The organism is Xanthomonas sp. NCPPB 2586 (assembly GCF_041475775.2).
Classification (GTDB): Bacteria; Pseudomonadota; Gammaproteobacteria; order Xanthomonadales; family Xanthomonadaceae; genus Xanthomonas; species Xanthomonas campestris.
On the sequence record NZ_CM192981.1, the window covers coordinates 3997176 to 4021635 of the forward strand.

The window sequence follows — 24460 nt, forward strand, 5'->3', positions numbered from 1 at the left end:
GTCAACGCAGGCCAGCACCTTCCTCAGGCTGAGGCACTGACACAGCGAGGATGCGTGCCCCGGGCATCTCGCTTTCTTCTGTAGCCATAGCGCGTTCGCTAAACCACTGCAGCGACGCATACACGGTAGCGATAAGCAGATTTGCCGCTATTTCCTGCGGACCAGCGTCAGACCCACCTACGCCACCACGACTGCAACAGAAGTACCGACACCCGCCTCGCTATGCAACTCGATGCGCCAGCCGAAGCGGTCGCACAGCCGGCGCACGATCGATAGCCCCAGTCCGGTGCCTTGCGGCCGGGTCGGGTCGGCGCGGAAGAACGGATCGAATGCACGCGCCCGCGCCTCCTCGCTCATGCCGATGCCGGTATCGCGCACCACGATGCGGTCCTGGGTGACTTCCACTTCGATGCTGCCGGTATCGGTGTAGGCACAGGCATTGCGCAGCAGGTTGCTGAGCACCACCCGCATCACCCGTGGCGGCGCAAACATCTGCAGGCTGCGGTCGCCCACCATGTGCAGCGAGACCGGCTTGTCGCCCAGCAGTTCGCGCGCATTGTCCACTTCCTCGCTGGCCAGTTCGGCCGCATCGAAACTTTCGCTCTGCGGGTCGATCTCGGCTTCGCGCGCCAGGATCAGGAAGGCATCGATCACCGCTTCCATGTCGCGTCCGGCGCGCTGGATGCGGCGCAGGCTACGTTGCGTGCGCGGTGCCAGTTCTTCATCGGCCAGGGCCATGTCGCTGGCGACCCGGATCACCGTCAGCGGCGTGCGCAATTCATGGCTGGCATCGCGGGTGAAGTTGCGTTCGCGCGCGACGTGGTCGCTGACGCGGCGGCCCAGCTCGTGCAAGGCAGCGGCGAGCTGCCGGGTCTCGCCCTGCATTTCCACCGGCAACCGTTCGGGCGAGAGCTCGTCCACATCGGGTTGGCGCGGATCCCACTGCGCCACGCGGCGCGCCAGCCAGGTCACCGGCGACACCAGCTGTTTGGAAAGACGGTAGGTAAACCACGACACGCCATAGATCGCCAGCAGCACCAGGATCGCCGGCACCACGCCGAACCACAGCGTCAGATGCGCCGCACGCGAGCGTGGAAACACCAGGTACAGCCGTCCTTCCGGGCGCTGGTCGACGTACACAAGCGCATCGGCGGCGGCCACTTCACGGAAGCCCGGCGACAGCAGACGCAGCGACTGCGGCACGTCATCACTCGCAGGGCCGGCAGGATCGAAATAGCCGCGGATGTTGCGTGTATCGGGTGGGCGATGATCGGGCGCGCTGCGGTACATGCGCCAGAAATGCACGGCCTCGTCGGCCAGCACGGTACGCACCAGGCTGTATTTGATGACCAGCGAGATCAGATAGCCGCCCAGCATGATCGCCAGGCTCGCCAGGACGACCTGCAACAAAAATGCGATGCGGATTTTTCGCGGGAGCCCGTGCGGCATTGCGGCATCCAGGAAGATCGCCGAAGTATAGGCAACACTTCCGTGAGCCCGTCGTGCAACCAACCGGCAGCACGCGGTGACGAGCGGCGCGTGGGCGCCTTGAGGAACAGCCGGCTGCCAGGCGGCAGCCGGCCAGCGACATCAGGCCATCGGCTGTGCGATGTCGGCAATGCGATAGCCGGCGCTCTGCACGGTGTGCAGCAGCGGGCGGTCGAACGGCTTGTCGATGATCTTGCGCAGGTTGTACAGATGGCTGCGCAAGGTGTCCGAGTCCGGCAGGCCGTTGCCCCAGATCTCGCGTTCGATTTCCTGACGCGTCACCACACGCGGCGATTCGCGCATCAGGATGGTCAGCAGGCGCAGACCGATCGGCGACAGCTGCAGCTCGGTGCCGGCGCGGGTGGCGCGCATGCTCACCGGATCCAGCACTAGGTCGGCGACCTTGAGCACTTCCGAACCCACCTGGCGGCGCTCACGACGGATCAGGGCACGCAGGCGTGCTTCCAGTTCCTGGATCGCGAACGGCTTGGTCAGGTAGTCGTCGGCGCCGAAGCCCAGACCGGTGAGCTTGTCGTCCAACGTGTCGCGTGCGGTCAGCATCAGCACCGGGGTCGACTTGCGTGCGTCATTACGCAGGCGGCGGCAGACTTCGATACCGTCCAGCCGCGGCAGCATGAGGTCCAGCACCACCACGTCATAGCTATTTTCGGCGGCCAGACGGTAGCCGTCCAGTCCGTCCATGGCATAGTCGACCTCGAAGCCGCGGCCTTCCAGGTACTCGCCGATCATTTCTGAGATATTGCGATTGTCTTCGACGACCAGCACGAGGCCGGACGTTTCCTTGGTCTGACGCATGGACTTTCCTCGGTCTTCAGCTTTGTGAAACATGCCGGATTGGCGGTGGAAATGGCGTGAAGACTTCGCGTCGGATTCGGGTCGCTCGAGGCCGCTTACTCAGGGTTTGAGCAGCGGCTGCAGTGCTGGCCAGACCGTTTCCAGCACCTTGGGCTGTGCGGCGGCGGTGGGGTGCAGACCGTCGGCCTGCATCAGGCCCGGCTGCAGGGCGACCTTCTCAAGAAAGAACGGCACCAGCGCGGTCTGGTATTGCTTGGAGAGGTCGGCATAGGTCGCCTTCAGCCGCTCGCGATAGGCCGGGCCATAGTTGGGCGGCACATCGATGCCCAGCAGCAAGACCTTCGCGCCCGCCTGACGGCTGAACTGGATCATCTTCTCCAGGTTGCCCTTGAGCTGGGCCGGCGTGAGGCCACGCAAGGCATCGTTGCCACCCAGCTCGATGACGACCACGCCGGGGCGGTGCTTTTGCAGCAGCCCAGGCAGCCGGGTCAAGGCGCCGGAGGTGGTTTCGCCGCTGATGCTGGCATTGACGACCGGCGGTGGCGTCGCCATGTCACGCTTCAGGCGCTGGTCCAGCAGGGTGACCCAGCCGGACTGCACCGGGATGTTGTGCGCGGCGCTCAGGCTGTCGCCCACTACCAGGATCGGCGCGGCAGTGGCCGGACTTTTGGCAGAGGCAATCCCCGGCGCAAGCAGGGAGAGTGTCAGCAGCCACAGGCTCATCACGCTGTACCGCAGTGTTCTTTCACGCATTCGGAGATTCCTCATCGACAGTCTGGCCCCCCACTCCAGCACCCGCACCGCCATCGACGTCCGCGAGGTCGGCAAGTCCGTCAGCGGACCGGAGGGAACACTCCACATCCTCGACAACATCAGCTTGACGGTCAGTGAAGGCGACAGTATCGCCATCGTCGGCGCCTCGGGGTCAGGCAAGACCACCCTGCTCGGCCTGCTCGCCGGGCTGGACCTGCCCAGCCGCGGCAGCATCGCGCTGGCCGGGCAGGACCTGGGCCAGCTCGATGAGGAAGCACGCGCGGCCCTGCGCGCCCGCGAGGTGGGCTTCGTATTCCAGAGCTTCCACCTGCTGCCAGCGCTGACGGCCGAAGAAAACATCGCGCTGCCGCTGGAACTGGCCGGGCGCGAAGATCCGGCGCGGGTGCGCGAGGTGCTGCAGGCGGTTGGCCTGAGCGCGCGTGCGCGGCATTACCCACGCCAGCTCTCCGGCGGCGAGCAGCAACGCGTGGCACTGGCGCGCGCGTTCGTGGCCAAGCCGCGCATTCTGTTTGCCGATGAGCCCACCGGCAGCCTGGACCAGGCCACCGGCGCGCAGATCAGCGACCTGCTGTTCGCGCTCAATGCCACCAGCGAGACCACGCTGGTGCTGGTCACCCACGACATGACCCTGGCGCAGCGCTGCCGCCATATCTACCGCATCGATGGCGGGCGCCTGCACGCACAGCAGCCCGGCGCGGCGGCATGAACGTCCTCAAACAGGCCGCACGTGCGGTGCGCCGCGAGTTCCTGGCCGGCGACCTGCTGACCGTCTTTGCCGCGCTGGTGCTGGGCGTGGCGGTGATGACTGCCGTGGGCACGTTGGTGGACCGCGTCACCCTGGCGCTGACATCCAGCGCAGCTGAGGTGCTGGGCGGCGACCTGGGCGTCACCGGGCGCCAGGAGATTCCCGCCTCCTTTGCCGACGAAGCGCAGCGGCGCGGGCTGCAGACCACCCGCCTGGTCAGTTTCCCCAGCGTGTTGTTCCATGGCGAATCCAGCCAGATGGCCAACATTCGCGGCGTCGGCGCCGGGTATCCCCTGCGCGGCGAGCTGCTGGTATCCAAGGACGCGGCCGGCACGCAAGCGCAGGCATCTTCGGCACCGCCGCCGGGCCAGGCCTATGCCGATCCACGCCTGCTCGACGCGCTGGGCCTGCGCGTTGGCGAACAGCTGGAATTCGGCGCCGGCCATCTCACCATCACCGGCGTGTTGCGTGCCGAACCCGATGCCTCCGGCGAGCTGATGCAGCTGTCGCCGCCGTTGCTGGTCAACCGCGCAGATATCGATCGCGCCGGACTGCTCGGCCCGGGCAGCCGCGCCTCCTACCGGTTGATGTTCGCCGGTACGCCGCAAGCCATTGCCGACCTGCGCGCCTGGCTCAAGCCGCGCGCCAGCGAATACCGGCTGGTGGGCATCGAAGACACCCAGCGCGGCATGCGCGCCGCGTTCGACCGGGCAGGCCGTTTCCTGGCCCTGTCGGCGTTGCTGGCGGTGTTGCTGTCGGGCGTGGCAACCGCGCTGGCAGCGAACCGGTTTGCGATGCGCCGCATCGACACCGTGGCCGTGCTGCGCTGCCTGGGTGCGCGCCAGCGCGACATCCTGGCGATGCTGTCGCTGCAGTTGCTGTTGACCGCGATCCCCGCCTGCCTGGTCGGCATCGGCCTGGGCATGCTGGCGCAGGAAGGCCTGGTGCAGGCACTGGGTAGCCTGATCCCGAACCGGCTGCCACTGCCACAGGCCACCCCGGCCCTGGCGGGCGCCGGCATCGGTTTGGTGCTGCTACTGGGCTTCGGGCTGCCGCCGCTGTTGCGGCTGCGCAATGTGCCGCCGATGCGCGTGCTCAACCGCAGCTTTGCCGCGGTGCCGCCGAGCTCCTTGCTGGTCTATGCCGCTGCGTTAGCGGCGACCCTGGCGCTGACCGTCTATGCCACCGGCAACCTGGTGCTGGCCGGCTGGGTATTGGGCGGATTGGCGGCACTGGCCGTGGTGGCGATGCTGCTCGGCCTGGGCCTGCTGGCGGCGCTACGGCCGATCCAGCACCGCCTGCGCGGCGCCTGGAAGCTGGGCCTGGCCTCGCTGACCCGGCGGCGTGGGCTGAGCGTGGTGCAGCTGGTGGGGCTTTCGCTGTCGTTGTGCGCGCTGTTGCTGCTGGCCGTGGTCGGGCCCGGCCTGCTCGGGCAATGGCGCGACCGTCTGCCGGTGGACACGCCCAACTACTTCCTGATGAACATCCAGCCCGAACAGACCGAACCGGTGCTGCAAACCTTGCGCAGCCTCGGCGTGGAAGGTGCAGCGGTGGAGCCGTTTTCGACCGGGCGGCTGGTGGCGATCAACGACAAGCCACCGCTGCGCGGCGATCGCGACCCGCAGGACGATGGCGACGGCGACAACCGCCCGGTGAACTTCTCCTGGCGGCACGCCTTTCCGCCAGCGAACACGCTACTGCAGGGGAAATTCTGGAGTGCCGACAGCACGGCGCCGGAAGCCTCGGTGGAAGAAGGCTGGGCGCAGCGCTACCAACTCAAGCTGGGCGACCGCATCAACTTGTTGCTGGGCGAACAACAGCGCAGCTTCACCGTGACCAGCATCCGCAAGGCCGATTGGGATTCGTTCCGGGTCAACTTCTTCCTGCTGCTCAACCAGGGCGCCGTGGGCGATGCGCCGTACAACCTGATTTCCAGCTTCCACCTGCCGCCGGGCAACGCCCCCAAGCTGGCCACGCTCAGCCGCGATTACCCGAACATCTCGGTGCTGGATATCGACGCCATCCTGGGCCGGGTGCGCGAGGTGATTGATCAGGTGGCGCAGGCAGTGCAGTTGGTGATGGGCTTCAGCCTGCTGGCCGGCGTGCTGGTGTTGCTGGCGGCATTGCAGGCCACCGCAGGCGAACGCCGTTACGACAGCGCCGTGCTGCGCACACTGGGCGCACGGCGCGGCCAGTTGCGTGGTGCGGTGCTGGTGGAATTCGGTGCGTTGGGCCTGCTGGCGGCGCTGTTGGCAGTCACGGCCGCAGCGGTGATCGGTGCAGTGGTCGGGCAGCAGGCGTTCGAGATCGCGCTGACTCCGGACTGGCCACGCCTGCTGATTGGCGGCGCGTTCGGCCTGGCGCTGAGCCTGCTCGCCGGTTGGTCCGGGACGCGGCGCATTTTGTCCACGCCACCGGCGTTGGCCTTACGCACGCAGTAACACCCCGGCGGACACGGACGCACCGCGTGCACGTCCGCCGGTGCTGCATATATCCGCAGCGCATGACGAAGTTGCCAATGGTTGGTTCGCAGCCTGGCAACGACTGCCTAGAGTGAGGTGTCTGGTCGCCGGCATGCCGGCGGCCCTTCATTGCCTCCGAGGTGTTCGTCATGGCCAGTGCCACATCCGCAGCGCGCGCGCCCAACCCGCGCGGCCACGCGTCCGGCGTGCAGATCGTGCCCTTCGATGCGCCCCTGGGTGCGGAGGTCATCGGCCTGGCGTTGTCGCAGCCGCTGGATGCAGACACGTTCGCGCGCCTTCACCGCGCGCACCTGGACCACCACGTGCTGGTGTTCCGCGATCAACGCATCACCCCGGCGCAGCAGGTCGAATTCAGCCGGCGGTTCGGCCCGTTGCAGATCCATGTGCTGCGCAATTTCCAGCTGCGCGGGCATCCGGAAGTGCTGGTGGTCTCCAACATCAAGGAAAACGGCCAGCCCATCGGGCTTGGTGATGCCAGCCATTACTGGCACTCGGATCTGTCGTACAAGGAAACGCCGAGCCTGGGCTCGCTGCTGCACGCGCAGGAGCTTCCAGCCGAGGGTGGCGACACCTTGTTCGCCAACCAGCATCTGGCCTGGCAGACCCTGCCCGACGCACTCAAACGCGCGGTGGAAGGCCGGCAGGCCGAGCACAGTTATCTCGCCAAGTACGAGGAACTGCGTGCGCGCAATCCGTGGCGCCCGGCGTTGACTGCCGAGCAGATTGCCGAAGTCACACCGGTGCAGCATCCGATCGTGCGCACGCACCCGGAAACCGGCCGCAAGGCGCTGTTCGTCAGCGAACACTTCACCACCCGCATCGTCGGCTTGCCGGACGACGAAAGCCATACATTGCTGCAGGCGCTGTTTGACCACAGCACGCGCGATGCGCTGGTGTATCGCCACCGCTGGCAGCCGCACGACATGGTGTTCTGGGACAACCGCTCGGTGATGCATCTGGCGGCCGGCACGCCAGACCATCTGCGTCGCCGGCTCAATCGCACCACCATCGAAGGCGACGTGCCGGTCTGACCTGCACGCACACCGTTTCCCTACCCCTTCCCCACTGGAGCGTCGCATGCGCTTGACCGTTGTTGGTGACGCCATCCCCCATCGCCGCAAGACACCCCGCCTGGCCTGGTTGCTGCTGGCCGCGTTGCCGCTGCTGCACAGCGCGCACGCGCACGCCGAAGGAAAACTGCGCATCGCCAAGCAGTTCGGCATCGTGTATCTGCTGCTGGACGTGGCGCAGGACCAGAAACTCATCGAGCAGCAGGGCAAGGCCGCCGGCGTGGACATCGATGTGCAGTTCCTGCAGCTATCTGGCGGTGCCGCCGTGAACGATGCCTTGCTCACCGGGTCGATCGACATCGCCGGTGCCGGCGTCGGCCCGTTGTTCACGATCTGGGACCGTACCCGTGGCCGCCAGAACGTGCGCGGCGTGGCGTCGCTGGGCAACTTCCCGTACTACCTGATCAGCAACAATCCGCGCATCAAGAGCATCGGCGACTTCACGCCACAGGACCGCATCGCGGTGCCGGCCACCGGCGTGTCGGTGCAGTCGCGCTTCCTGCAGCATGCCTCGCAACAGCGCTGGGGCGACAAGGGCACCCATCAGCTCGATCCGCTGCAGGTGGCGTTGCCGCATCCGGATGCGGCGGCGGCCATCATCCGTGGCCGGACCGAGATCACCGCGCACTTCGCCAGCCCGCCGTTTCAGGAACAGGAACTGGCGCGCAACCCGGCCGCGCATATCGTGACCAGTTCCTACGACATCGAAGGCGGCCCATCGTCGGCCACGGTGCTGTACGCCACCGAAAAGTTCCGCCGCGACAACCCCAAGACCTATCGCGCCTTTGTGGCCGCGCTGGATCAGGCGGCGAAATTCGTCACCGCGCATCCGGAGCAGGCCGCCGACATCTTCCTGCGCCGCAACGGCTCGCGCATCAATCGCGCGCTGGTGCTGCAGATCCTCAAGGACCCCAAGGTGCAGTTCACCGTGGTGCCGCAAAATACGCTGAAATTGGGCACCTTCATGCAGCGCAGCGGTGCGATCAAGCAGGCGCCTGCCAAGGTGGGCGACTACTTCTTCGACGACCCGTTGATTGCGGGCGGGAGCTGAGTGATGACCACCGCCGCGCCACTGCTGCAGGTCGATAACGTCAGCCTGGAATACGCCTCCGCGCAGCGCGTGGTCCGTGCCACGCATCGGGTGCGTTTCGATGTGCACGCGGCGGATCGCTTCGTGCTGCTTGGTCCGTCGGGCTGCGGCAAGTCCACCTTGCTCAAGGCGGTGGCCGGTTTCGTGACGCCGCGCGAAGGCCAGATTCGGCTGGATGGCGCAGCGGTCACCGGACCGGGGCCGGACCGGGTGGTGGTGTTCCAGGAGTTCGACCAACTGGCTCCCTGGAAGACCGTGCGCGAGAACGTGGTGTTCGGCCTGCGCGCCACCCGCACGCTATCGCGCGCCGAAGCACGTGAGCGCGCCGACGAGGGCCTTGCGCAGGTGGGATTGACCGGTTTTGCCGATGCCTACCCGCACACCTTGTCCGGCGGCATGAAGCAACGCGTCGCCATTGCACGTGCGCTGGCGATGCGCCCGCGCGTGCTGCTGATGGACGAACCGTTCGCCGCACTGGATGCGCTCACCCGTGCGCGCATGCAGGAGCAGGTGCTGGAGCTGTGGGAACAACTGCGCTTCACGCTGCTGTTCGTCACCCATTCCATCGAGGAAGCATTGGTGGTGGGCAACCGCGTGCTGCTGTTGTCGCCGCATCCTGGCCAGGTGCGGGCCGAACTCAACGCGCATGCGTTCGGCCCGCAGAGCGCCGGCAGAGTGGCGTTCCAGTAGACCGCGCAGCGCATTCACCGCCTGTTGTTCGATCTTCCCGATGCCGCCCTGGAGGATGCCAAGGTGGCGCCGCTGCGCAGGCCGGCCGTGCGTCAACGCGAGGCCTTGCCATGAGCACGCGCAGCACGGCGTTGCCAGCCACGCCGCCGGTGCGGCCGGAGTACGAGGTCGCGCTGCAGCCGCTGGATCCAGCGCTGCTGCAGGTGCATGCACAAGCGCGCTGGCAGGCGCCTGGCTGGTTGCGCAAGACGCTGGTGCTGGCAGTGCTGGTGGCCGCGTGGTACGTGGCCGCGCGCGTGGTGGCCGACGATCTGATGCTGCCAAGCCCGTGGCAGACCGCGCAGGCGTTCTACACCGGCCTGCTGTCGGGCGAATTGCTGCGCCGGGTCGGCACCTCGTTGCGGGTGCTGGCACAAGGCTACGTGGTGGGCGTGGTGCTGGCCTTCGTGCTGACCGCGTTGGCCGCCTCCACGCGCTGGGGCCGCGATCTGCTCGGCACGCTGACGGCCATGTTCAATCCGCTGCCGGCGATCGCGCTGCTGCCGCTGGCGCTGCTGTGGTTTGGCCTGGGCACCGGCAGCCTGGTGTTCGTGCTGGTGCACTCGGTGCTGTGGCCGCTGGCGCTGACCACCTACGCCGGGTTCCAGGCGGTGCCGGACACCCTGCGCATGGCTGGCCGCAACTACGGCCTGCGCGGCCCGCGCTACGTGGTGCAGTTGCTGATTCCCGCGGCCCTGCCGGCGATCCTGTCCGGGCTGAAGATCGGCTGGGCATTTGCTTGGCGCACCTTGATCGCCGCCGAGCTGGTATTCGGCGCCACGTCCGGGCAAGGCGGGCTGGGCTGGTACATCTTCCAGAACCGCAACGAGCTGTACACCGACCGCGTATTCGCCGGCCTGGCCATGGTGATCGCGTTGGGGCTGCTGGTGGAGGGCGTGGTGTTCCAGGCGATCGAACGGCTGACGGTGCGCCGCTGGGGCATGCAACGCTGAACCCTGCTGTGGCCAAGGTCGGCATGGTCGCGTGCGCTTAACGAGGCTGGCTTATGCTGCCGGCCCCGTCCTGCCGCCGCCTGCCGTCATGCCTACCGCGCCCTTCACCGCCTACCTGTATCCGATCCTGCTGCTGCTCGCCAGCAACGTCTTCATGACCTTTGCGTGGTACGGGCATCTGAAGTACAAGAGCACGCCGCTGATGATCGCGATCCTGGTCAGCTGGGGCATCGCCTTCTTCGAATACTGCCTGCAGGTGCCGGGTAACCGCCTGGGCAGCGCGGTGTATTCCGCGCCGCAGCTCAAGGGCATGCAGGAAGTGATCACCCTGCTGGTGTTCGCCGGGTTCTCGACGTTCTACCTGGGCCAGTCGTTGAAGTGGAACCACTGGGCCGCGTTCGGGCTGATCCTGGTCGCGGCGTTCTTGATGTTCAAGGAATAACCGTCTTGCACGTATGAGCGCGCTTGCGCGCGAGGGCCGTTCTCGGAAATGCCCCTCGCGCGCAAGCGCGCTCCTACGACAGCTGCATGCCTGGTTGGCGATGCACGCCTAGTTCGCAGGTTCCACCCCACTGTGTGAGAACCACATCGATGCAGTGAAATTACAGGGACGCGTTCGGGCTGATCCTGGTCGCGGCGTTCTTGAGGTTCAAGGAATACACCTGCCTTGCACGTAGGAGCGCGCTTGCGCGCGAGGGGCCGTTCTCGGGAATGTCCCTCGCGCGCAAGCGCGCTCCTACGACAGCTGCATGCCTGGTTGGCTGATGCACGCCTAGTTCGCCGGTTCCACCCATTGCGTGAACACCGCATCGATCTGCGCATCGGTGACGCGTTTGCCGCCCTGCACCGTCTCGGCTTGTTCGAACATCGGCATGATCATTGCCATGCCGTCCGGCTTGGTTTTCAGGTGTAGGCCCGGCGGTGTGTCGAGGAACTTCGCCCAACGCGCACGCACCTTTGCCCAGTAGCCCTGCGTGCCCTTCCAGTACGCATAGGCCGGTGCGAAGTCCACTTCGGTGGTCTTGCGGTAGTCGTTGAAACCGAACTCGCGGGCGATGGCTTCCTGGCTGCCGTCGGGCTTGCGCAGCACCTTGGTGTTGAACTGTTCGTGGGTCCAGCCGTTGGGCGTGAGCGTGTGCCGGTTGATGACCGACAATGCGTTGTAGTCGCTGCGTTTGGTGTACTCGCGACGCGGCAACGGGCGCCAGCTCAGGTCGCTGGTCCAGGTGGGATGTCCCTCGGCATAGTCCCAACGGCCCGTGCCGCAGTAGCGCGGGGCATCGCTGACCTCGAACACGCATTGGGTCCACGCTCCCTGCGTCATGGCTGCAGGCAGCGCGCGCACCTGCCAGGTCTGCTCGGCGCTGAACTCGAAACGCTGTGGTGCTTCATAGGTCCAGTCCTGCCGCCAGTGCTTGGTCACATGCCTGGTTTTCTCGTCCACCAGCAGATGCTGCAGCACCACCTTGCGCGGCGAATCCTCCACCACGATGACCACTTCGTTGGCGCCACTGCGCATCGCCGAGGCGCGTTCGTAGCCCGGCTTGAGCAGCACGGTTTCGTCGAAGGCAAAGTCCACGGCGTACTCGCCCTGCATCGCCAGGATGCTGGCACGGTCACGCTGGGCATCGGCGGCAGCCACCAGCGGCAACAGCGCCAAGGCCGCGGCAAGATAACGGGGAAACGCTCGGATCATCGGTAGGCTCGTCTATAAAGGGTGAACGTCAGCGGCGCAGCCGCAACAAGGAGGCCGTCATGGCCTGCGGATCACTGCCGGTGCCCGGCGCAGTGGCGCTGGCAGCAGCATGGCGCAGGGCGGCGGCGCGCGCGCAGCAGCAATCATCCACCGCCACGCGGCCGTCGATGCCTTCTTCGCGCGCCAGGCGTGCGGCCACCTCCGCGCCGAGCGCAGAGACACTGGCCAGCGTGGCGCCCAGCGGGCGATCACGGCTACCACCGGCATGCAGCCGCAGCGCGCTCAGCCGCCAGCTGTCGCCACGCATGCGCCCGGCCAGACGCCGCCACAGGCGCTCGCCCACGCCTAGCCCCTGGCCGTCGATCGGCAACGTCGGCAACCGCGAGACCAGCCGATCCCAGGCCAGAAAATCGCTATCGGGCAGCAGGCACAGGCGCCAGCAGCTGCTGCCGTCAGCATCGAAGAACCAGATGCTTTCGCGCAGGCCATCGCTGTCGACCTGGCGGAACGCTGCCGCCGACACCGCATGCTGCCAACCATCGCATTCATCGCCGAGCGAAGGGCGATAGACGCACAGCACCGTGCCCAGGGCCATCAGCTGCCGTGGTTGCGGCAAGGCACGATGGGCAGTGCGCGCATGCGCGAGCGGCATTGGGTGGGCGATCGGCATGGCCGCTACCAGCTCACAGCGAGGCTGACCGAGGCGGTACGCCCGGCGCCGGTGAAGCGATCGAGCACCGTGCTGCTGTCCAGCGTGCCGTTGGGCAGCGCGTTCCAGTCGACATAGCGGCGATCGGCGAGATTGAAGATACCGGCGGTGACCTTGGCACCCGGTGCGAATTCCCAGTGGCCCATCAGGTCCAGCGTGGCGTAACCGGCAGGCGTGTAATAGCTGGCCAGTTGCGGGCGGCGCTTGCGCGCCACGAACGTGCCGATCACTTCCGCACCCCAGCGCTCGCTGTCGAACGCCACGCCCAGCGTGCCGCGCAATGGGTCGACCGAATTGAGCGGCGTGTCGTCGGTAAGGTTGTCGCCTTGCGAATACGCCACCGCGCTATTGACCGACCAGCCCTGCCAGCCGGCCAGCGCGCCCAGGTCGACACCGGCACGCGCCTCGGCACCCTTGATCACCACATCGTCCACGTTGCGCGACTGGAACAGCAGCAAGCCTTCGGCGTTGACGCCGGCCGGCGCATACGATTCGATGAAGTTGCGGTAATCGGTGTAATACACGCTGACCCCGAGGTAGCCGACGGTGTCATTGAAACGCAGGCCCAGTTCGCCGCCGCGGCTGGTTTCCGATTTCAGGTCCGGATTGGCGATGGCGGTGTAGCGCGCCTGCAGATTGGTGAAGCCGATATTGACGTCGTTGTACGGCGGCGCGCGGAACCCGTGCGCATAGTTGGCATACGCCGACCACGCATCCGAAAACCGCCACACCGCGCCGAACTTGGGCGACACCTGCTGCTCGTCGATGGTTTCGGCGGCTACGCCCGGATTGTCCTGGCGGAAGATGTCATCCACGCGCGGCGACAGCCGGAAATAATCCACGCGCACGCCGGGAATCAGCGACAACCGCCCGTCCAGCAGCCGCATTTCGTCCTGCGCGTACACGCCCAGCTTGGTGGTCTCGCTCATCGGGAAATCGCGCACCGGGAACAGGTCCTGCCCCACCAGCTTGCTCACCGCACCGTTGGCCAGGTTGAGCGAATACCCATCGCGCTTCTCGCGGGTGTCGGTCCAGGAGCCTTCCAGCCCGTAGGTGATGTCGTGCCGCAGCGTGCCGGTGTCGATCGCCTTGTGCGCATTGACCAGCAGGCCGTAGACGCGTTGGTCGAAGTGATGTTCGTTGTGCCGGCGCGTGTTGTTGCCGCGCAACTCGTCGGTGCGCTGCAGGCTTGCGCTGTCCTGGCGGTAGAGCTGCCAGAACAGGTCGTCGGCGAGCGCGGTATCCAGCGCATCCAGTTCGTGGCGCAGCGACACCCGCGCGCGGGTCTGATGGTCGCGGCCGTCCTGCGACAGGATGCGTTGCGATGCGCTGGGGCTGCGCGCATCGATACCGCTCAACGCCTCGATGCGGCCGTCGTCCTCATTGCCCTCCACGGTGAGCTTGAAGCGCTGCTGCGCGTTGGGCGCATATACAAGCTTGCCCAGCACGCTGCGGCCATCGACCTGCTGCGGATTTGGTGCGGTGCGGGTGTAGTTGCGGGCGCGGTTATCGCCCTGGTTCTGCGCTTCCTGGCCCTGGCGATGGCTCACCGCGACCATGCCGCTCCAGCGCTCGCCACCGAACGCGCCGGTGGCGCCGGCGAACAGGCCGTTCCAGTCGCCTTCGTAACCGAACTTCAATCCCACATAGCTGTGCTTGTCGGCGCTGAGGTAATCCGACGGATCCTTGGTCACGAACGCCACCACGCCGCCCAGTGCATCGGAGCCATACAGCGAACTGGCCGGGCCACGCACCACCTCGACCCGCTTGAGCGTTTCCAGGTCCACGAAATTGCGGTTGGCGTTGAGATAACTGCCGAAATTGAAGGTGTCCGACACCGGCACGTTGTCGACCAGGATCGCCACGCGGTTGCCATCCAGACCGCGGATGCGCACGCCGCTGGCACCGGTGAAGCGCCCGCTGGTGCTGGTGACCGACACGCCGGGCGTGTAACGGAACAGATCCTTGAGCTCGCGCACCAACTGGTTGTCCAGCTGCTCGCGGTCGATCACATCCACGGTGCCCGGCACCTCCACCAAGGCGCGCTGGGTGCGCGTGGCGGTGACCTGCAGACGGTCGAAGTCATGCACGTCGCGCGCCGCGGCAGCGCCGGCATCGGCTTCGGCAGCAATGGCGCACAGGGGAACAACGGGCAGCGCCAGTGACAGCGCAACCACCAGCGGATGCAGGCGGATCATCGGTAACCTTTGGGAGAACCCTCGGCCACGCAGACGGCAATCGCCGCGACCGTTAGCCGAGGGTGGAGAGAGAACGCACGGACGGCGATGGCAACGCCCGTGGCAGGCAGCGGAAGGCGCGCGCAGGCGCGGCCTTCGCCAGGACTTACTTGGTCAGGATCAGCTTGTCGTTGCTGGTGTGGCGCAGGCGATAGATGCGGTCGCCATGCTGGATCAGCACTTCGCGACGGCCCTTGAGCAGCGCCTCGCTGCTGAAGAGGTCTTCGGCAGGAACGGCACGCGGCGCAGCGCGGTCGCGCAGGTTGACCGGTTCGGAGCGGAGCAGCACGGGATGAGCGGTCATGATCTGGATCTCCAGTCGGTTGGCCAGACAAATAATAACCATTCTCATTTATTGATCAAGAGCCATTCTCATTTGGATGGCTGGATCTTTGCATTGGGTCATGTTTTTCGATTGGAACTGTCAATCGAAGCTCGGCATTTTGGCGTACGTGTGCGCAATGAAGCGCATCTCGTATGCCCCATCGGGCTTGCGGCGACGAGACCTGGATGGCGGCAGTGCGCAGGCAATGACGCTGCCCCCGGACTTGGCTTCCTTGCGGTCATGGCCACCTAACTGTGGCAACGATGTACGGCTTGTCATCGATGCGGCGCGCAGCGCTCGCACCAGCTGACCGGCACAGCCGCTCAGCGCCGGGTCTGCGGGCGGAATTGGGGACGCGCGCAGGCCGTGCGTGCGTCCAAACCGGCCTGGGCGGCACGATGCGCTCGACGCCAGCGGCCAAGCCGTTCCGGAAACAAACCACCCGCTCGCCAGGACCCCAACACCGCCACCAAGCGCTGCGACGTCTCAGCCGTGCCGCTTCACCGCGTCGCCGCGTCCACCTGCGCCCAGCCGGCGGCATCCACCTGCTCCAGGGTCTGCAATGCAGCCAGGTTTTCTTCCAGTTGCGCGACCCGGCTGGCGCCCAGGATCACCGTGGACACATGCGGGTTGCGCAGGCACCAGGCGATGGCAAGCCGCGCCGGCGACTGCCCCAGCTCGGCCGCCACGGCGCTGAATGCACGCGCGCGCTCGAGCCGTCGGCTTTCCGGCGTGCCCAGCACTTCGTCCTGCAGCCAGGCATTGCCGGGCTGGCCCAGGCGGCTGTCGGCATCCACGCCGGCGTTGTACTTGCCGGTCAACAGGCCAGAGGCCAACGGCGACCAGATCGTGGTGCCCAGGCCGGCCTCGCACAGCGGCGCGTATTCCTGCTCCAGGCGGCTGCGGTGCAGCAGGTTGTACTCCGGCTGCTCCATCGCCGGCGCATGCAGGTGTTCGCGCGCGGCGATCTCCAGCGCAGTGCGCAGCTGCTCGGCGCTCCACTCGGAGGTGCCCCAGTACAGCACCTTGCCCTGGCGGATCAGCGCGTCCATGGCACGTACGGTTTCCTGGATCGGGGTGTCCGGGTCGGGCCGGTGGCAGAAGTACAGGTCCAGGTAATCCACCCGCAGCCGGCGCAACGCGGCATGGCAGGCGTCGGTGACGTGCTTGCGCGACAACCCGCGCTGGGTGGGCCGCGGGTCGTCCACCGCACCGAAGAACACCTTGCTGGACACGCAGTAGCCATCGCGCGGCAGCCGCAGGTCGCCGATCACATCGCCCATGACCTCCTCGGCGCGCCCGCGTGCATAGACCTCGGCGTTGTCGAAGAAATTGACCCCGTTGTCCCACGCTGCAGCGATCAGGTTGCGCGCCTCGCTGCGGCCGATCTGCTTGCCGAAGGTGACCCAGGCACCGAACGACAAGGCCGACAATTGCAGCCCGGTGGATCCCAGACGACGGTAATGCATTGGCAGACTCCAGCAGCCTCCGGCGCACCGCGCCCCGGACCGGCGTGCGCAGTGTAGGAGATGGCGTTGGATTGGGGATTGGGGATTGGGGATTGGGGAATCGGGAATCGGGAATCGGGTGCAGCGTTGCAGCTTGGCTGCGAGCCAGCCAGGCATGTGACGAGACGGGGCTGCCCGGATGTGTGGGCAGCTTGGTGGCCAGCAGGCGGACGCCGCCTGGATGTGGGTCCGGGTTGCACGCATGCGCGGCTGCCGGCATCCACCTCCACGTCTTCCAGGCGTCACCTCGGCGCTTCAAGGCATTTCGCTTGATTGCACACATGCTCCGCTCACTCGAACGCACGCTCTTGGAGGCCATCAGCGCGCCGCATTCCCCCCTTCACGCCATGCGCCAGCACCCGCAGCGTACCGGCCGATTTGCGCACGGCCGACGGCACTGCGGCATCGGGCGCGATCGCCCTGCCCGATGCGCCACGCTCTGCGGCCGGCGGCGGCGTCTGAACACCCCTCGCCTTGCCCACCGACACCCCCTGCTCTAGGCTTCTCGTTTTGCCGTCAGCAGCCCGGGGATTGGAATGGTCGAAGGTTTGGGGAGGATCGGGTTCGGCCTGTTCGGTCTGGTGGTGCTTATCGGCATTACCTGGCTGTTTTCGACCAACCGCCGTGCGATCGACTGGAAGCTGGTCGCCACTGGCCTGCTGCTGCAGATCTCGTTCGCCGCGCTGGTGTTGCTGGTGCCGGGCGGACGCGACGTGTTCGACTCGCTGGGCAAGGGGTTCGTGAAGGTGCTGAGCTTCGTCAATGAGGGGTCCACCTTCATTTTCGGCAACCTGATGAACATCGACAGCTACGGCTTCATCTTTGCGTTCCAGGTATTGCCCACCATCATCTTTTTCTCCGCGCTGATGGGCGTGCTCTACCACCTGGGCGTGATGCAGGTGATCGTGCGGGCGATGGCGTGGGCGATCACCAAGGTGATGCGCGTGTCCGGCGCCGAAACCACCAGCGTGTGCGCCAGCGTGTTCATCGGCCAGACCGAGGCGCCGCTGACGGTGCGCCCGTATATCCCGAAGATGACCCAGTCCGAGCTGCTGACCATGATGATCGGCGGCATGGCGCACATCGCCGGCGGCGTGTTGGCCGCGTACGTGGGCATGCTCGGTGGCAGCGACCCGGCGCAGCAGGCGTTCTACGCCAAGCATCTGCTGGCTGCCAGCATCATGGCCGCGCCGGCAACGCTGGTGGTGGCCAAGCTGCTGGTGCCGGAAACTGGCACCCCGCTGACCCGCGGCACGGTCAAGATGGAAGTGGAAAAGACCACCAGCAACGTCATCGACGCGGCCGCGGCCGGCGCCGGCGATGGCCTGCGGCTGGCGCTGAACATCGGCGCGATGCTGCTGGCCTTCATTGCGCTGATCGCGCTGATCAACGCACCGCTGACCTGGCTGGGCGAGATCACCGGCGCGGCCGCCGCGCTGGGCCGCCCGACCAACCTGTCGACCATCTTCGGCTACGTGCTCGCACCGGTGGCCTGGGTGATCGGCACGCCGTGGGCGGACGCGACCACGGTCGGTTCGCTGATCGGGCAGAAGGTGGTGATCAATGAGTTCGTCGCCTACACCGAGCTGTCGCAGATCGTGAAGGGCCAGGTGCCCGGCGTGCGCCTGAGCGAAGAAGGCCGGCTGATCGCCACCTATGCGCTGTGCGGCTTCGCCAACTTCAGCTCGATCGCGATCCAGATCGGCGGGATCGGCGGCCTGGCACCGGAACGCCGTCACGATCTGGCCAAGTTCGGCCTGCGCGCGGTGCTCGGCGGTTCGATCGCCACGTTCATGACCGGTACCATTGCCGGGGTGCTGTCGCACTTCGGGTGAGGCGGCGCCGGTTCATCGGCGTGCCGGTCTAATCACCGCACGCCAAGTGTCATCTTAGTCATTCAAGCAAGCAGGTATTTATGAGTTCGGTCGTCGTTGTCGGGTCCTTCAATGTCGATCACGTGTGGCGCTGTGATGCCCTGCCCGCGCCGGGCGCCACCATCGCCGGTCGCTACAGCACCGGTCCCGGCGGCAAGGGGTTCAACCAGGCGGTTGCGGCCGCACGTGCCGGCGCCAAGACGCACTTCCTGTGCGCGCTGGGCGACGATGCCGGCGGCGCACTGGCGCGTTCGCTGGCCGCGCAGGACGGGTTTGCGCTGATCGCCGAGCCCAGCAATGAGCCCACCGGCACCGGCGGCATCTATGTCGACGCGCATGGCCGCAACACCATCGTGATCGGTGCCGGCGCCAATTCGGTGCTGAGCGCCGGGTTTGTCGACAACCAGCGCGCGCTGGTGACCTCGGCACGCGTGCTGCTGGCGCAGCTGGAATCGCCGGCCGAAACGGTGGAATCAGCGCTGGCGCTGGCACGCGAATGCGGTGTGCTCACCGTGCTCAACGCCGCGCCGGCCAACGCGCCGACCTCGATCAGCCTGCTCAAGCTTTCCGACGTGCTGACGCCGAACGAGACCGAATTCGCCGCGCTGCTCGGCCGCCACGTTGGCGAGCGCATCAACGCCGACGACGTGGCGGCGCTGGACGGCAATACGCTGCATTCGCTGTGCCGCAAGCTGCTGCCGGGCGGCACCGTGGTGGTGACGCTGGGCGCGGTGGGCGCCTTCATTTCGCACGCCGAAGAACAGCTGCGCGGCGACACCCAGGCGCATTACCGCGTGGGCGCAGAAAGCGCGCAGACGGTGGATACCACTGGTGCGGGCGATGCCTTCAACGGCGCGCTGGTGGCCTCACTGGCGCACTCGCCCAACGCCAGCTTCATCACCCACGTGCGCTTTGCCACGCGCTACGCCGCACGCTCCACCGAAGTGGAAGGCGCGGCGACCTCGATGCCACGCATGGTGCCCGAACCGGCGGTGTGAGCCGCACGCTTTACGCGACGACGAAGGCGACCGCAGCGATGCGGTCGCCTTCTGCGTTCAGGACGTTGGCCTGCATGTTAGAGACTGTTTTTGATTGGCGAACGGCATGTTGAGACCTGTCTGCCGACGGATGCTGCGAACCGCGCTCCCAGCGGAACTTCGGTCTTCTTCCTCGGACAGTCGCTCGGGTAAGGAGGCGAGGCATGATGCAGCGTCGGGCGCCCGTACCCTCATCCGGCGCTGACGCGCCACCTTCTCCCGAGGGGAGAAGGATGGAGAAGCCCCCTCCCCGCGGGGCGAAAAGGCGCTGCTTTCGCGCCATTGGCGCGTGTGCCTTGGAGCGCCCGCGCCGCAAGCGCGGGCAGGGGCGCGAAGCGGGGGTTGGGGTGAGGGTACGACGGAAGACAGTCAACTCCACAGCACAGTTGGAGTGAGGTACGGCCAACCAATACTCCCGCCACTGTCGTCCTCTACACGTCGCACTTTGCCAATCACGCCGACATCGCTCGAACGACTCCTAGCAATCGCTCAGGCAGAAGCCCGCAAGCGCTCTTACGATTCCCTAATCCACATTCCCGACTCCCTTACCCACCCCAGCTACAATGCCCGCATGCAGATCGGCCCCTACACCATCGCCCCCAAGGTGATCCTCGCCCCCATGGCGGGCGTCACCGACAAGCCGTTCCGCTTGCTGTGCAAGCGGCTGGGTGCGGGCCTGGCGGTGTCGGAGATGACCATCTCCGATCCGCGGTTCTGGGGCACGCGCAAATCCCTGCATCGCATGGACCATGCCGGCGAGCCGGATCCGATCAGCGTGCAGATTGCCGGTACCGAACCGCAGCAGCTGGCCGAAGCGGCGCGCTACAACGTCGACCACGGCGCGCAGCTGATCGACATCAACATGGGCTGTCCGGCCAAAAAGGTCTGCAATGCCTGGGCCGGCTCGGCGTTGATGCGCGATGAAGAACTGGTGGCACGCATCCTGAGCGCGGTGGTGCGTGCGGTCGATGTGCCGGTGACCTTGAAGATCCGCACCGGCTGGGACTGCGACCACCGCAACGGTCCGACCATCGGACGCATCGCGCAGGATTGCGGCATCGCGGCGCTGGCCGTGCATGGGCGCACCCGCGACCAGCACTACACCGGTACGGCCGAGTACGCCACCATCGCGCAGATCAAGGCCGCCCTGCAGATTCCGGTGATCGCCAACGGCGATATCGATTCACCGCAGAAGGCCGCGCAGGTGCTGCGCGACACCGGCGTGGACGCGGTGATGATTGGCCGCGCTGCGCAGGGCCGGCCGTGGATCTTTGGCGAGGTGGCGCATTATCTGGCGACCGGCGCCTTGCTGCCGCCACCGTCGCTGGCCTTCGTGCGCGACACCTTGCTCGGGCATCTGGAAGCGCTGCACGCGTTCTACGGGCAGCCGCAGGGCGTGCGCATCGCGCGCAAGCATCTGGGGTGGTATGCGAAGGATCATCCGCAGAGTGCGGACTTCCGCGCAGTGGTCAATCGCGCCGAAACACCCGAGGCGCAGCTGGCGCTGACCCGTGATTACTTCGACGCCTTGATTGCCGGCGTGCCGCCGCCGCTGCACGCTGCTGCCTGAGCCAGTTGGCCGTGTTTGCGATTCCGCGCCGAGACTGCGCGCAGCGCACGTCACGTTTCCGCAGATGCAGCCACACCTGATCGCATCGGCATGCGTGACACATCACCCATGCGCCGCGCAGCCGCATGAAACCCGCTACGAGACCGGTGTTATTGGACCTTGGCCGAGGCCGGCGCAGCGCTGTCATCAAGATCGCCGGTCAGCGCCTTGCCGGTTGGCGCGTGCCAGATGCGGTGCCACATCTGTGCCAGCACCGCGCCGATCTGGTCGCGCGCCACCGGCGCACGGTACGCCGCCTGGACCTGGCGCGGCACGATCGGCTTCCATCGCCCATCATCACGATGGGCGACCACGAAGTTGAAGTTGTAGTCCGGCTCCAGGCCCATGCGCAGGTCGCTCAGCATCAGGTCGTCGTCAACCAGGCGTGCGCGCATGAAGCCACGATTGAACCAGGTGAGCCGGCGCACCGAGTCGAACGCGGCCACCTCGCCCAGCGCCTGGGTGTTGCTGGAAAAGCCGCGAAACTGCATCGGGCCGCTATCGGCCACCAGCGAACGCTCGCCAATCACGTAGCCATTCGGGGTCATCGCCACCACGCGCCACAGCAGCGTGTTGAGCGGCATCGGCACCGAGAAGCGCGGCGCATCGCCCAGCCCCAGCGCAGCGAGCGCGCGGTCGGCCTCCTGGTCGACCAACTGCTTGGCCAGCAGCGACCAGCCCAGGTAGGCCGAGCTCAGCACCAGCCCGGCAACCAACGCGCGCTGAGCCAGCGGCCGTGCGCGCGCAAACCAGGCCACCGCGCAGGCCAGCAGCAGCCACAGCGTGTAGGCCGGGTCGATGATGAACACACTCGACCACATGGCCGGATGCGGGTGTAGCGGCCACCACAGCTGGGTGCCGTAGACGGTGAAGGCATCCAGTAGCGGATGGGTGATCAAGGCCAGCTGGATCGCCCAGAACCAACGCTTGGGCGCACTGGCCACGCGGCCGTCGCCATAGCGCCGAAACAGCCACCAGATCAGCCAGCCCACCAGCGGCAGCACGAACAATGAATGGCTGACACTGCGGTGCACGGTCATCAGGGTGACCGGGTCGTCGGTGAGCGGCAGCAGCGCCAGCGAGTCGATGTCGGGCAAGGTGCCCAGCGCAGCGCCGGCCAGCAAGGCCGCACGGCGCTGACCGGCCGGCGCGATGGCGGCGGCAATCGCGCCGCCGAGTACGATCTGGGTCAAGGAATCCATCGCCGGATGCTAGCAGGCCGAACCTGCCTGCGCGGTGCCGCCGAAGCCCGACGCGGGGATGTCTGACACCGGCCCCGCATGCAGGTGCAAATCACCTACCCTCGCCCTGGCCGATGCGACCGATGGACGTGGCTTAACCCCACCGATGCCCGTTCAGGCGCACAATGCAACGGTCACCGTGGGCGTGTATCATCCGCACCCATCTTTTCATCCGAATTAAGGGATATAAGCCTGATGTCCAGCTACCTGTTCACCTCCGAATCGGTCTCCGAAGGCCATCCGGACAAGATCGCCGACCAGATCTCCGACGCAGTGCTGGATGCCATCCTGGCCCAGGACAAGCGTGCCCGCGTGGCGTGCGAGACGATGGTCAAGACCGGTGTGGCGATCGTTGCCGGCGAAGTGACCACCAGTGCCTGGATCGACCTGGAAGCGCTGACCCGCAAGGTGATCCTGGATATCGGCTACAACAGCTCCGATGTCGGCTTCGACGGCGAGACCTGCGGTGTGCTGAACCTGATCGGCAAGCAGTCCCCGGACATCAACCAGGGCGTGGACCGCAAGAACCCCGAACAGCAGGGTGCCGGCGACCAGGGCCTGATGTTCGGCTATGCCACCAACGAGACCGACAGCTACATGCCGGCGGCGATCCACCTGTCGCACCGCCTGGTCGAGCAGCAGGCCAAGATCCGCAAGAAGAAGAACTCGGCGCTGTCCTGGCTGCGTCCGGATGCCAAGTCGCAGGTCACCCTGCGCTATGAAGACGGCGTTGCCACCGCGATCGACGCGGTGGTGCTGTCGACCCAGCACGATCCGGGCGTCAAGCAGAAGGACCTGATCGAAGCGGTGCGCGAGGAAATCCTCAAGCCGGTGCTGCCGGCCAAGTGGCTGCACAAGGGCACCAAGTTCCACATCAACCCGACCGGCAAGTTCGTGATCGGCGGCCCGGTGGGCGATTGCGGCCTGACCGGTCGCAAGATCATCGTCGACACCTACGGCGGCTGGGCCCGTCACGGCGGCGGCGCGTTCTCGGGCAAGGATCCGTCCAAGGTCGACCGTTCGGCAGCCTATGCGGCGCGCTATGTGGCCAAGAACGTCGTGGCGGCCGGCCTGGCCGACCGTTGCGAAGTGCAGGTTTCCTACGCCATCGGCGTGGCCGAGCCCACCTCGATTTCGGTCACCACCTTCGGCACCGGCAAGATCGCCGATGAGCTGATCGAGAAGCTGATCCGCAAGCACTTCGACCTGCGTCCGTTCGGCATCATCCAGATGCTCGACCTGATCCACCCGATGTACCAGCAGACCGCCTCCTACGGTCACTTCGGCCGCAAGCCGAAGGACTTCACCTACACCGACGGCACCGGCGCGCAGCACAGCGCAACGTCGTTCTCGTGGGAAAAGACCGACCGTGCAGAGGCCCTGCGCGCTGCTGCAAAGCTGAAGTAAGCCAGCGGCTCCCACGGGAGCGTGCTTGGTAATGCAAATGGGCCGCTGATGCGGCCCATTTGCGTTTTGGCGGCATGGACGTCGTTGGCGAGCTTGTGGCGATGCAGGCGCGGCGTGTCCCGTCTTCGGGTGCAGTTCCGTACACCGCACAGTCTTACGCGCGACGCCTGGCAGTGATGTGCGACGGCTTCGGATAGCGAGCGCGCCTGCACGCATGTCGGCATGGGACACGCCGCAAGTAAGCCCATGTACGCTTCCACGCGGCATCCATGCCGCATAGGGCCCCGCGCCGGCACGTGCACAAGCACCGCCGGTTGTGGTCGATGGCGGAAGGAACGGCGTTGCCGGGTTTCCAGGCGATCGCCAACGTAGCGGCGTCACCGGCCACAGACACGTCGCGCTGATGGCGGCCAGCCTGTTGGCGCAGACCGATCTGTTCCGTATCGGCGTAGCGATGTTTGGAGCACGACCTTCGTCGGCAAAAAATTCGCCTCGATGCCGCCCTGATAAACAGCGGAATTCGGACACGTCGCGCTTGATCGAAGAGATATTTGCGGTGCGACCAGCCATGGCACGGCTTGGCAGCGCGGCGTCGCGTCCGGGAGCGGGACCGTGTAGCGGCATGGATGCCGCTACCGAGCCTCCATGGACGGATTCACGGCGTGTCCC

20 protein-coding genes and 1 pseudogene are annotated in these 24460 nt (G+C 66.5%); 12 read left to right on the top strand and 9 right to left on the bottom strand.

The window, feature by feature from the left end; all coding sequences use genetic code 11:
* Positions 1-177: 177 nt before the first annotated feature.
* From ACCQ09_RS17520 to ACCQ09_RS17530, 3 genes are all read right to left on the bottom strand, one after another.
* Entirely contained in the window at positions 178-1449 is a 1272-nt protein-coding gene (locus ACCQ09_RS17520) for a sensor histidine kinase (RefSeq protein WP_011036016.1), read from the bottom strand.
* A 141-nt stretch (positions 1450-1590) separates the two neighbouring features.
* Complete coding sequence (locus tag ACCQ09_RS17525) at positions 1591-2304, bottom strand: response regulator transcription factor (protein ID WP_228427858.1); 714 nt, start codon at positions 2302-2304, stop codon at positions 1591-1593.
* A gap of 99 nt (positions 2305-2403) precedes the next feature.
* Entirely contained in the window at positions 2404-3072 is a 669-nt protein-coding gene (locus tag ACCQ09_RS17530) for an arylesterase (RefSeq protein ID WP_029629036.1), read from the bottom strand.
* Between the two features lie 109 nt (positions 3073-3181).
* Between ACCQ09_RS17530 and ACCQ09_RS17535 the strand changes: the two genes are divergently transcribed.
* From ACCQ09_RS17535 to ACCQ09_RS17565, 7 genes and pseudogenes are all read left to right on the top strand, one after another.
* Positions 3182-3784: an ABC transporter ATP-binding protein gene (locus tag ACCQ09_RS17535; protein WP_011036013.1), complete on the top strand. Its 603-nt coding sequence runs from the start codon at positions 3182-3184 to the stop codon at positions 3782-3784.
* Complete coding sequence (locus tag ACCQ09_RS17540; protein ID WP_040941754.1) at positions 3781-6264, top strand: ABC transporter permease; 2484 nt, start codon at positions 3781-3783, stop codon at positions 6262-6264. Before ACCQ09_RS17535 ends, ACCQ09_RS17540 begins: the two co-directional genes overlap by 4 nt.
* Before the next feature lie 170 nt (positions 6265-6434).
* The gene (locus tag ACCQ09_RS17545) at positions 6435-7337 is read left to right on the top strand and encodes a TauD/TfdA dioxygenase family protein (protein ID WP_228427857.1); all 903 of its coding nucleotides are present in this window, start codon (positions 6435-6437) and stop codon (positions 7335-7337) included.
* A gap of 46 nt (positions 7338-7383) precedes the next feature.
* Positions 7384-8427 (top strand): ABC transporter substrate-binding protein, encoded by a 1044-nt coding sequence (locus ACCQ09_RS17550; RefSeq protein ID WP_228427856.1) that lies wholly within the window; start codon positions 7384-7386, stop codon positions 8425-8427.
* A 3-nt stretch (positions 8428-8430) separates the two neighbouring features.
* A pseudogene (locus tag ACCQ09_RS17555) lies at positions 8431-9270 on the top strand (ABC transporter ATP-binding protein).
* On the top strand, positions 9267-10148 hold the full coding sequence (locus ACCQ09_RS17560) for an ABC transporter permease (protein ID WP_228427855.1): 882 nt from the start codon (positions 9267-9269) through the stop codon (positions 10146-10148). The pseudogene ACCQ09_RS17555 and the gene ACCQ09_RS17560 overlap by 4 nt, the downstream one beginning before the upstream one ends.
* 88 nt (positions 10149-10236) lie before the next feature.
* Entirely contained in the window at positions 10237-10590 is a 354-nt protein-coding gene (locus ACCQ09_RS17565) for a DMT family protein (protein ID WP_011036007.1), read from the top strand.
* Between the two features lie 330 nt (positions 10591-10920).
* On the opposite strand, the gene ACCQ09_RS17570 is transcribed toward ACCQ09_RS17565, so the two are convergent.
* From ACCQ09_RS17570 to hemP, 4 genes are all read right to left on the bottom strand, one after another.
* Complete coding sequence (locus ACCQ09_RS17570; RefSeq protein WP_040941758.1) at positions 10921-11844, bottom strand: DUF6607 family protein; 924 nt, start codon at positions 11842-11844, stop codon at positions 10921-10923.
* Positions 11845-11872: 28 nt separating this feature from the next.
* On the bottom strand, positions 11873-12514 hold the full coding sequence (locus tag ACCQ09_RS17575) for a hemin transporter (protein WP_040941759.1): 642 nt from the start codon (positions 12512-12514) through the stop codon (positions 11873-11875).
* Positions 12515-12519: 5 nt separating this feature from the next.
* Positions 12520-14751 (bottom strand): TonB-dependent hemoglobin/transferrin/lactoferrin family receptor, encoded by a 2232-nt coding sequence (locus tag ACCQ09_RS17580; RefSeq protein ID WP_040941760.1) that lies wholly within the window; start codon positions 14749-14751, stop codon positions 12520-12522.
* Positions 14752-14896: 145 nt separating this feature from the next.
* Complete coding sequence (gene hemP, locus ACCQ09_RS17585; RefSeq protein ID WP_011269995.1) at positions 14897-15136, bottom strand: hemin uptake protein HemP; 240 nt, start codon at positions 15134-15136, stop codon at positions 14897-14899.
* Between hemP and ACCQ09_RS17590 the strand changes: the two genes are divergently transcribed.
* Positions 15083-15367, top strand: coding sequence for a hypothetical protein (locus ACCQ09_RS17590; RefSeq protein ID WP_162866339.1), 285 nt, complete (start codon positions 15083-15085; stop codon positions 15365-15367). The genes hemP and ACCQ09_RS17590 overlap by 54 nt on opposite strands.
* A 248-nt stretch (positions 15368-15615) precedes the next feature.
* Here ACCQ09_RS17590 and ACCQ09_RS17595 read toward each other — a convergent pair whose 3' ends face one another.
* Positions 15616-16584 carry a potassium channel beta subunit family protein gene (locus ACCQ09_RS17595; RefSeq protein ID WP_040941761.1) on the bottom strand — a complete coding sequence of 323 codons (969 nt, stop codon included), beginning with the start codon at positions 16582-16584 and terminating at the stop codon, positions 15616-15618.
* A gap of 575 nt (positions 16585-17159) precedes the next feature.
* Between ACCQ09_RS17595 and ACCQ09_RS17600 the strand changes: the two genes are divergently transcribed.
* The 3 genes from ACCQ09_RS17600 to dusB all read left to right on the top strand — a co-directional run bounded on the left by ACCQ09_RS17600 (position 17160) and on the right by dusB (position 21104).
* Positions 17160-18458 carry a NupC/NupG family nucleoside CNT transporter gene (locus ACCQ09_RS17600; protein WP_040941762.1) on the top strand — a complete coding sequence of 433 codons (1299 nt, stop codon included), beginning with the start codon at positions 17160-17162 and terminating at the stop codon, positions 18456-18458.
* Between the two features lie 80 nt (positions 18459-18538).
* A complete protein-coding gene (locus ACCQ09_RS17605) occupies positions 18539-19495 on the top strand; it encodes a ribokinase (RefSeq protein WP_011036000.1) in 957 nt (318 codons plus the stop codon).
* A 610-nt stretch (positions 19496-20105) separates the two neighbouring features.
* A complete protein-coding gene (gene dusB / locus ACCQ09_RS17610; protein ID WP_040941763.1) occupies positions 20106-21104 on the top strand; it encodes a tRNA dihydrouridine synthase DusB in 999 nt (332 codons plus the stop codon).
* Positions 21105-21253: 149 nt separating this feature from the next.
* Here dusB and ACCQ09_RS17615 read toward each other — a convergent pair whose 3' ends face one another.
* Positions 21254-22345 carry a metal-dependent hydrolase gene (locus ACCQ09_RS17615; RefSeq protein ID WP_040941764.1) on the bottom strand — a complete coding sequence of 364 codons (1092 nt, stop codon included), beginning with the start codon at positions 22343-22345 and terminating at the stop codon, positions 21254-21256.
* Between the two features lie 234 nt (positions 22346-22579).
* Here ACCQ09_RS17615 and metK point away from each other — a divergent pair, with 234 nt between their 5' ends.
* Positions 22580-23791, top strand: a complete 1212-nt coding sequence (gene metK, locus ACCQ09_RS17620) for a methionine adenosyltransferase (RefSeq protein WP_011269998.1) — start codon at positions 22580-22582, stop codon at positions 23789-23791.
* The last annotated feature ends 669 nt before the right edge of the window (positions 23792-24460 follow it).

Coding starts and splice junctions, on each gene's coding strand:
- ACCQ09_RS17615 (WP_040941764.1), bottom strand. CDS start 22,345: ATGGATTCCTTGACCCAGATCGTACTCGGCGGCGCGATTGCCGCCGCC.
- ACCQ09_RS17575 (WP_040941759.1), bottom strand. CDS start 12,514: ATGCCGATCGCCCACCCAATGCCGCTCGCGCATGCGCGCACTGCCCAT.
- ACCQ09_RS17520 (WP_011036016.1), bottom strand. CDS start 1,449: ATGCCGCACGGGCTCCCGCGAAAAATCCGCATCGCATTTTTGTTGCAG.
- ACCQ09_RS17545 (WP_228427857.1), top strand. CDS start 6,435: ATGGCCAGTGCCACATCCGCAGCGCGCGCGCCCAACCCGCGCGGCCAC.
- ACCQ09_RS17590 (WP_162866339.1), top strand. CDS start 15,083: ATGAGCGGTCATGATCTGGATCTCCAGTCGGTTGGCCAGACAAATAAT.
- ACCQ09_RS17550 (WP_228427856.1), top strand. CDS start 7,384: ATGCGCTTGACCGTTGTTGGTGACGCCATCCCCCATCGCCGCAAGACA.
- ACCQ09_RS17525 (WP_228427858.1), bottom strand. CDS start 2,304: ATGCGTCAGACCAAGGAAACGTCCGGCCTCGTGCTGGTCGTCGAAGAC.
- ACCQ09_RS17600 (WP_040941762.1), top strand. CDS start 17,160: ATGGTCGAAGGTTTGGGGAGGATCGGGTTCGGCCTGTTCGGTCTGGTG.
- ACCQ09_RS17530 (WP_029629036.1), bottom strand. CDS start 3,072: ATGAGGAATCTCCGAATGCGTGAAAGAACACTGCGGTACAGCGTGATG.
- metK (WP_011269998.1), top strand. CDS start 22,580: ATGTCCAGCTACCTGTTCACCTCCGAATCGGTCTCCGAAGGCCATCCG.
- ACCQ09_RS17560 (WP_228427855.1), top strand. CDS start 9,267: ATGAGCACGCGCAGCACGGCGTTGCCAGCCACGCCGCCGGTGCGGCCG.
- ACCQ09_RS17595 (WP_040941761.1), bottom strand. CDS start 16,584: ATGCATTACCGTCGTCTGGGATCCACCGGGCTGCAATTGTCGGCCTTG.
- ACCQ09_RS17580 (WP_040941760.1), bottom strand. CDS start 14,751: ATGATCCGCCTGCATCCGCTGGTGGTTGCGCTGTCACTGGCGCTGCCC.
- ACCQ09_RS17565 (WP_011036007.1), top strand. CDS start 10,237: ATGCCTACCGCGCCCTTCACCGCCTACCTGTATCCGATCCTGCTGCTG.
- hemP (WP_011269995.1), bottom strand. CDS start 15,136: ATGGTTATTATTTGTCTGGCCAACCGACTGGAGATCCAGATCATGACC.
- ACCQ09_RS17570 (WP_040941758.1), bottom strand. CDS start 11,844: ATGATCCGAGCGTTTCCCCGTTATCTTGCCGCGGCCTTGGCGCTGTTG.
- ACCQ09_RS17605 (WP_011036000.1), top strand. CDS start 18,539: ATGAGTTCGGTCGTCGTTGTCGGGTCCTTCAATGTCGATCACGTGTGG.
- dusB (WP_040941763.1), top strand. CDS start 20,106: ATGCAGATCGGCCCCTACACCATCGCCCCCAAGGTGATCCTCGCCCCC.
- ACCQ09_RS17540 (WP_040941754.1), top strand. CDS start 3,781: ATGAACGTCCTCAAACAGGCCGCACGTGCGGTGCGCCGCGAGTTCCTG.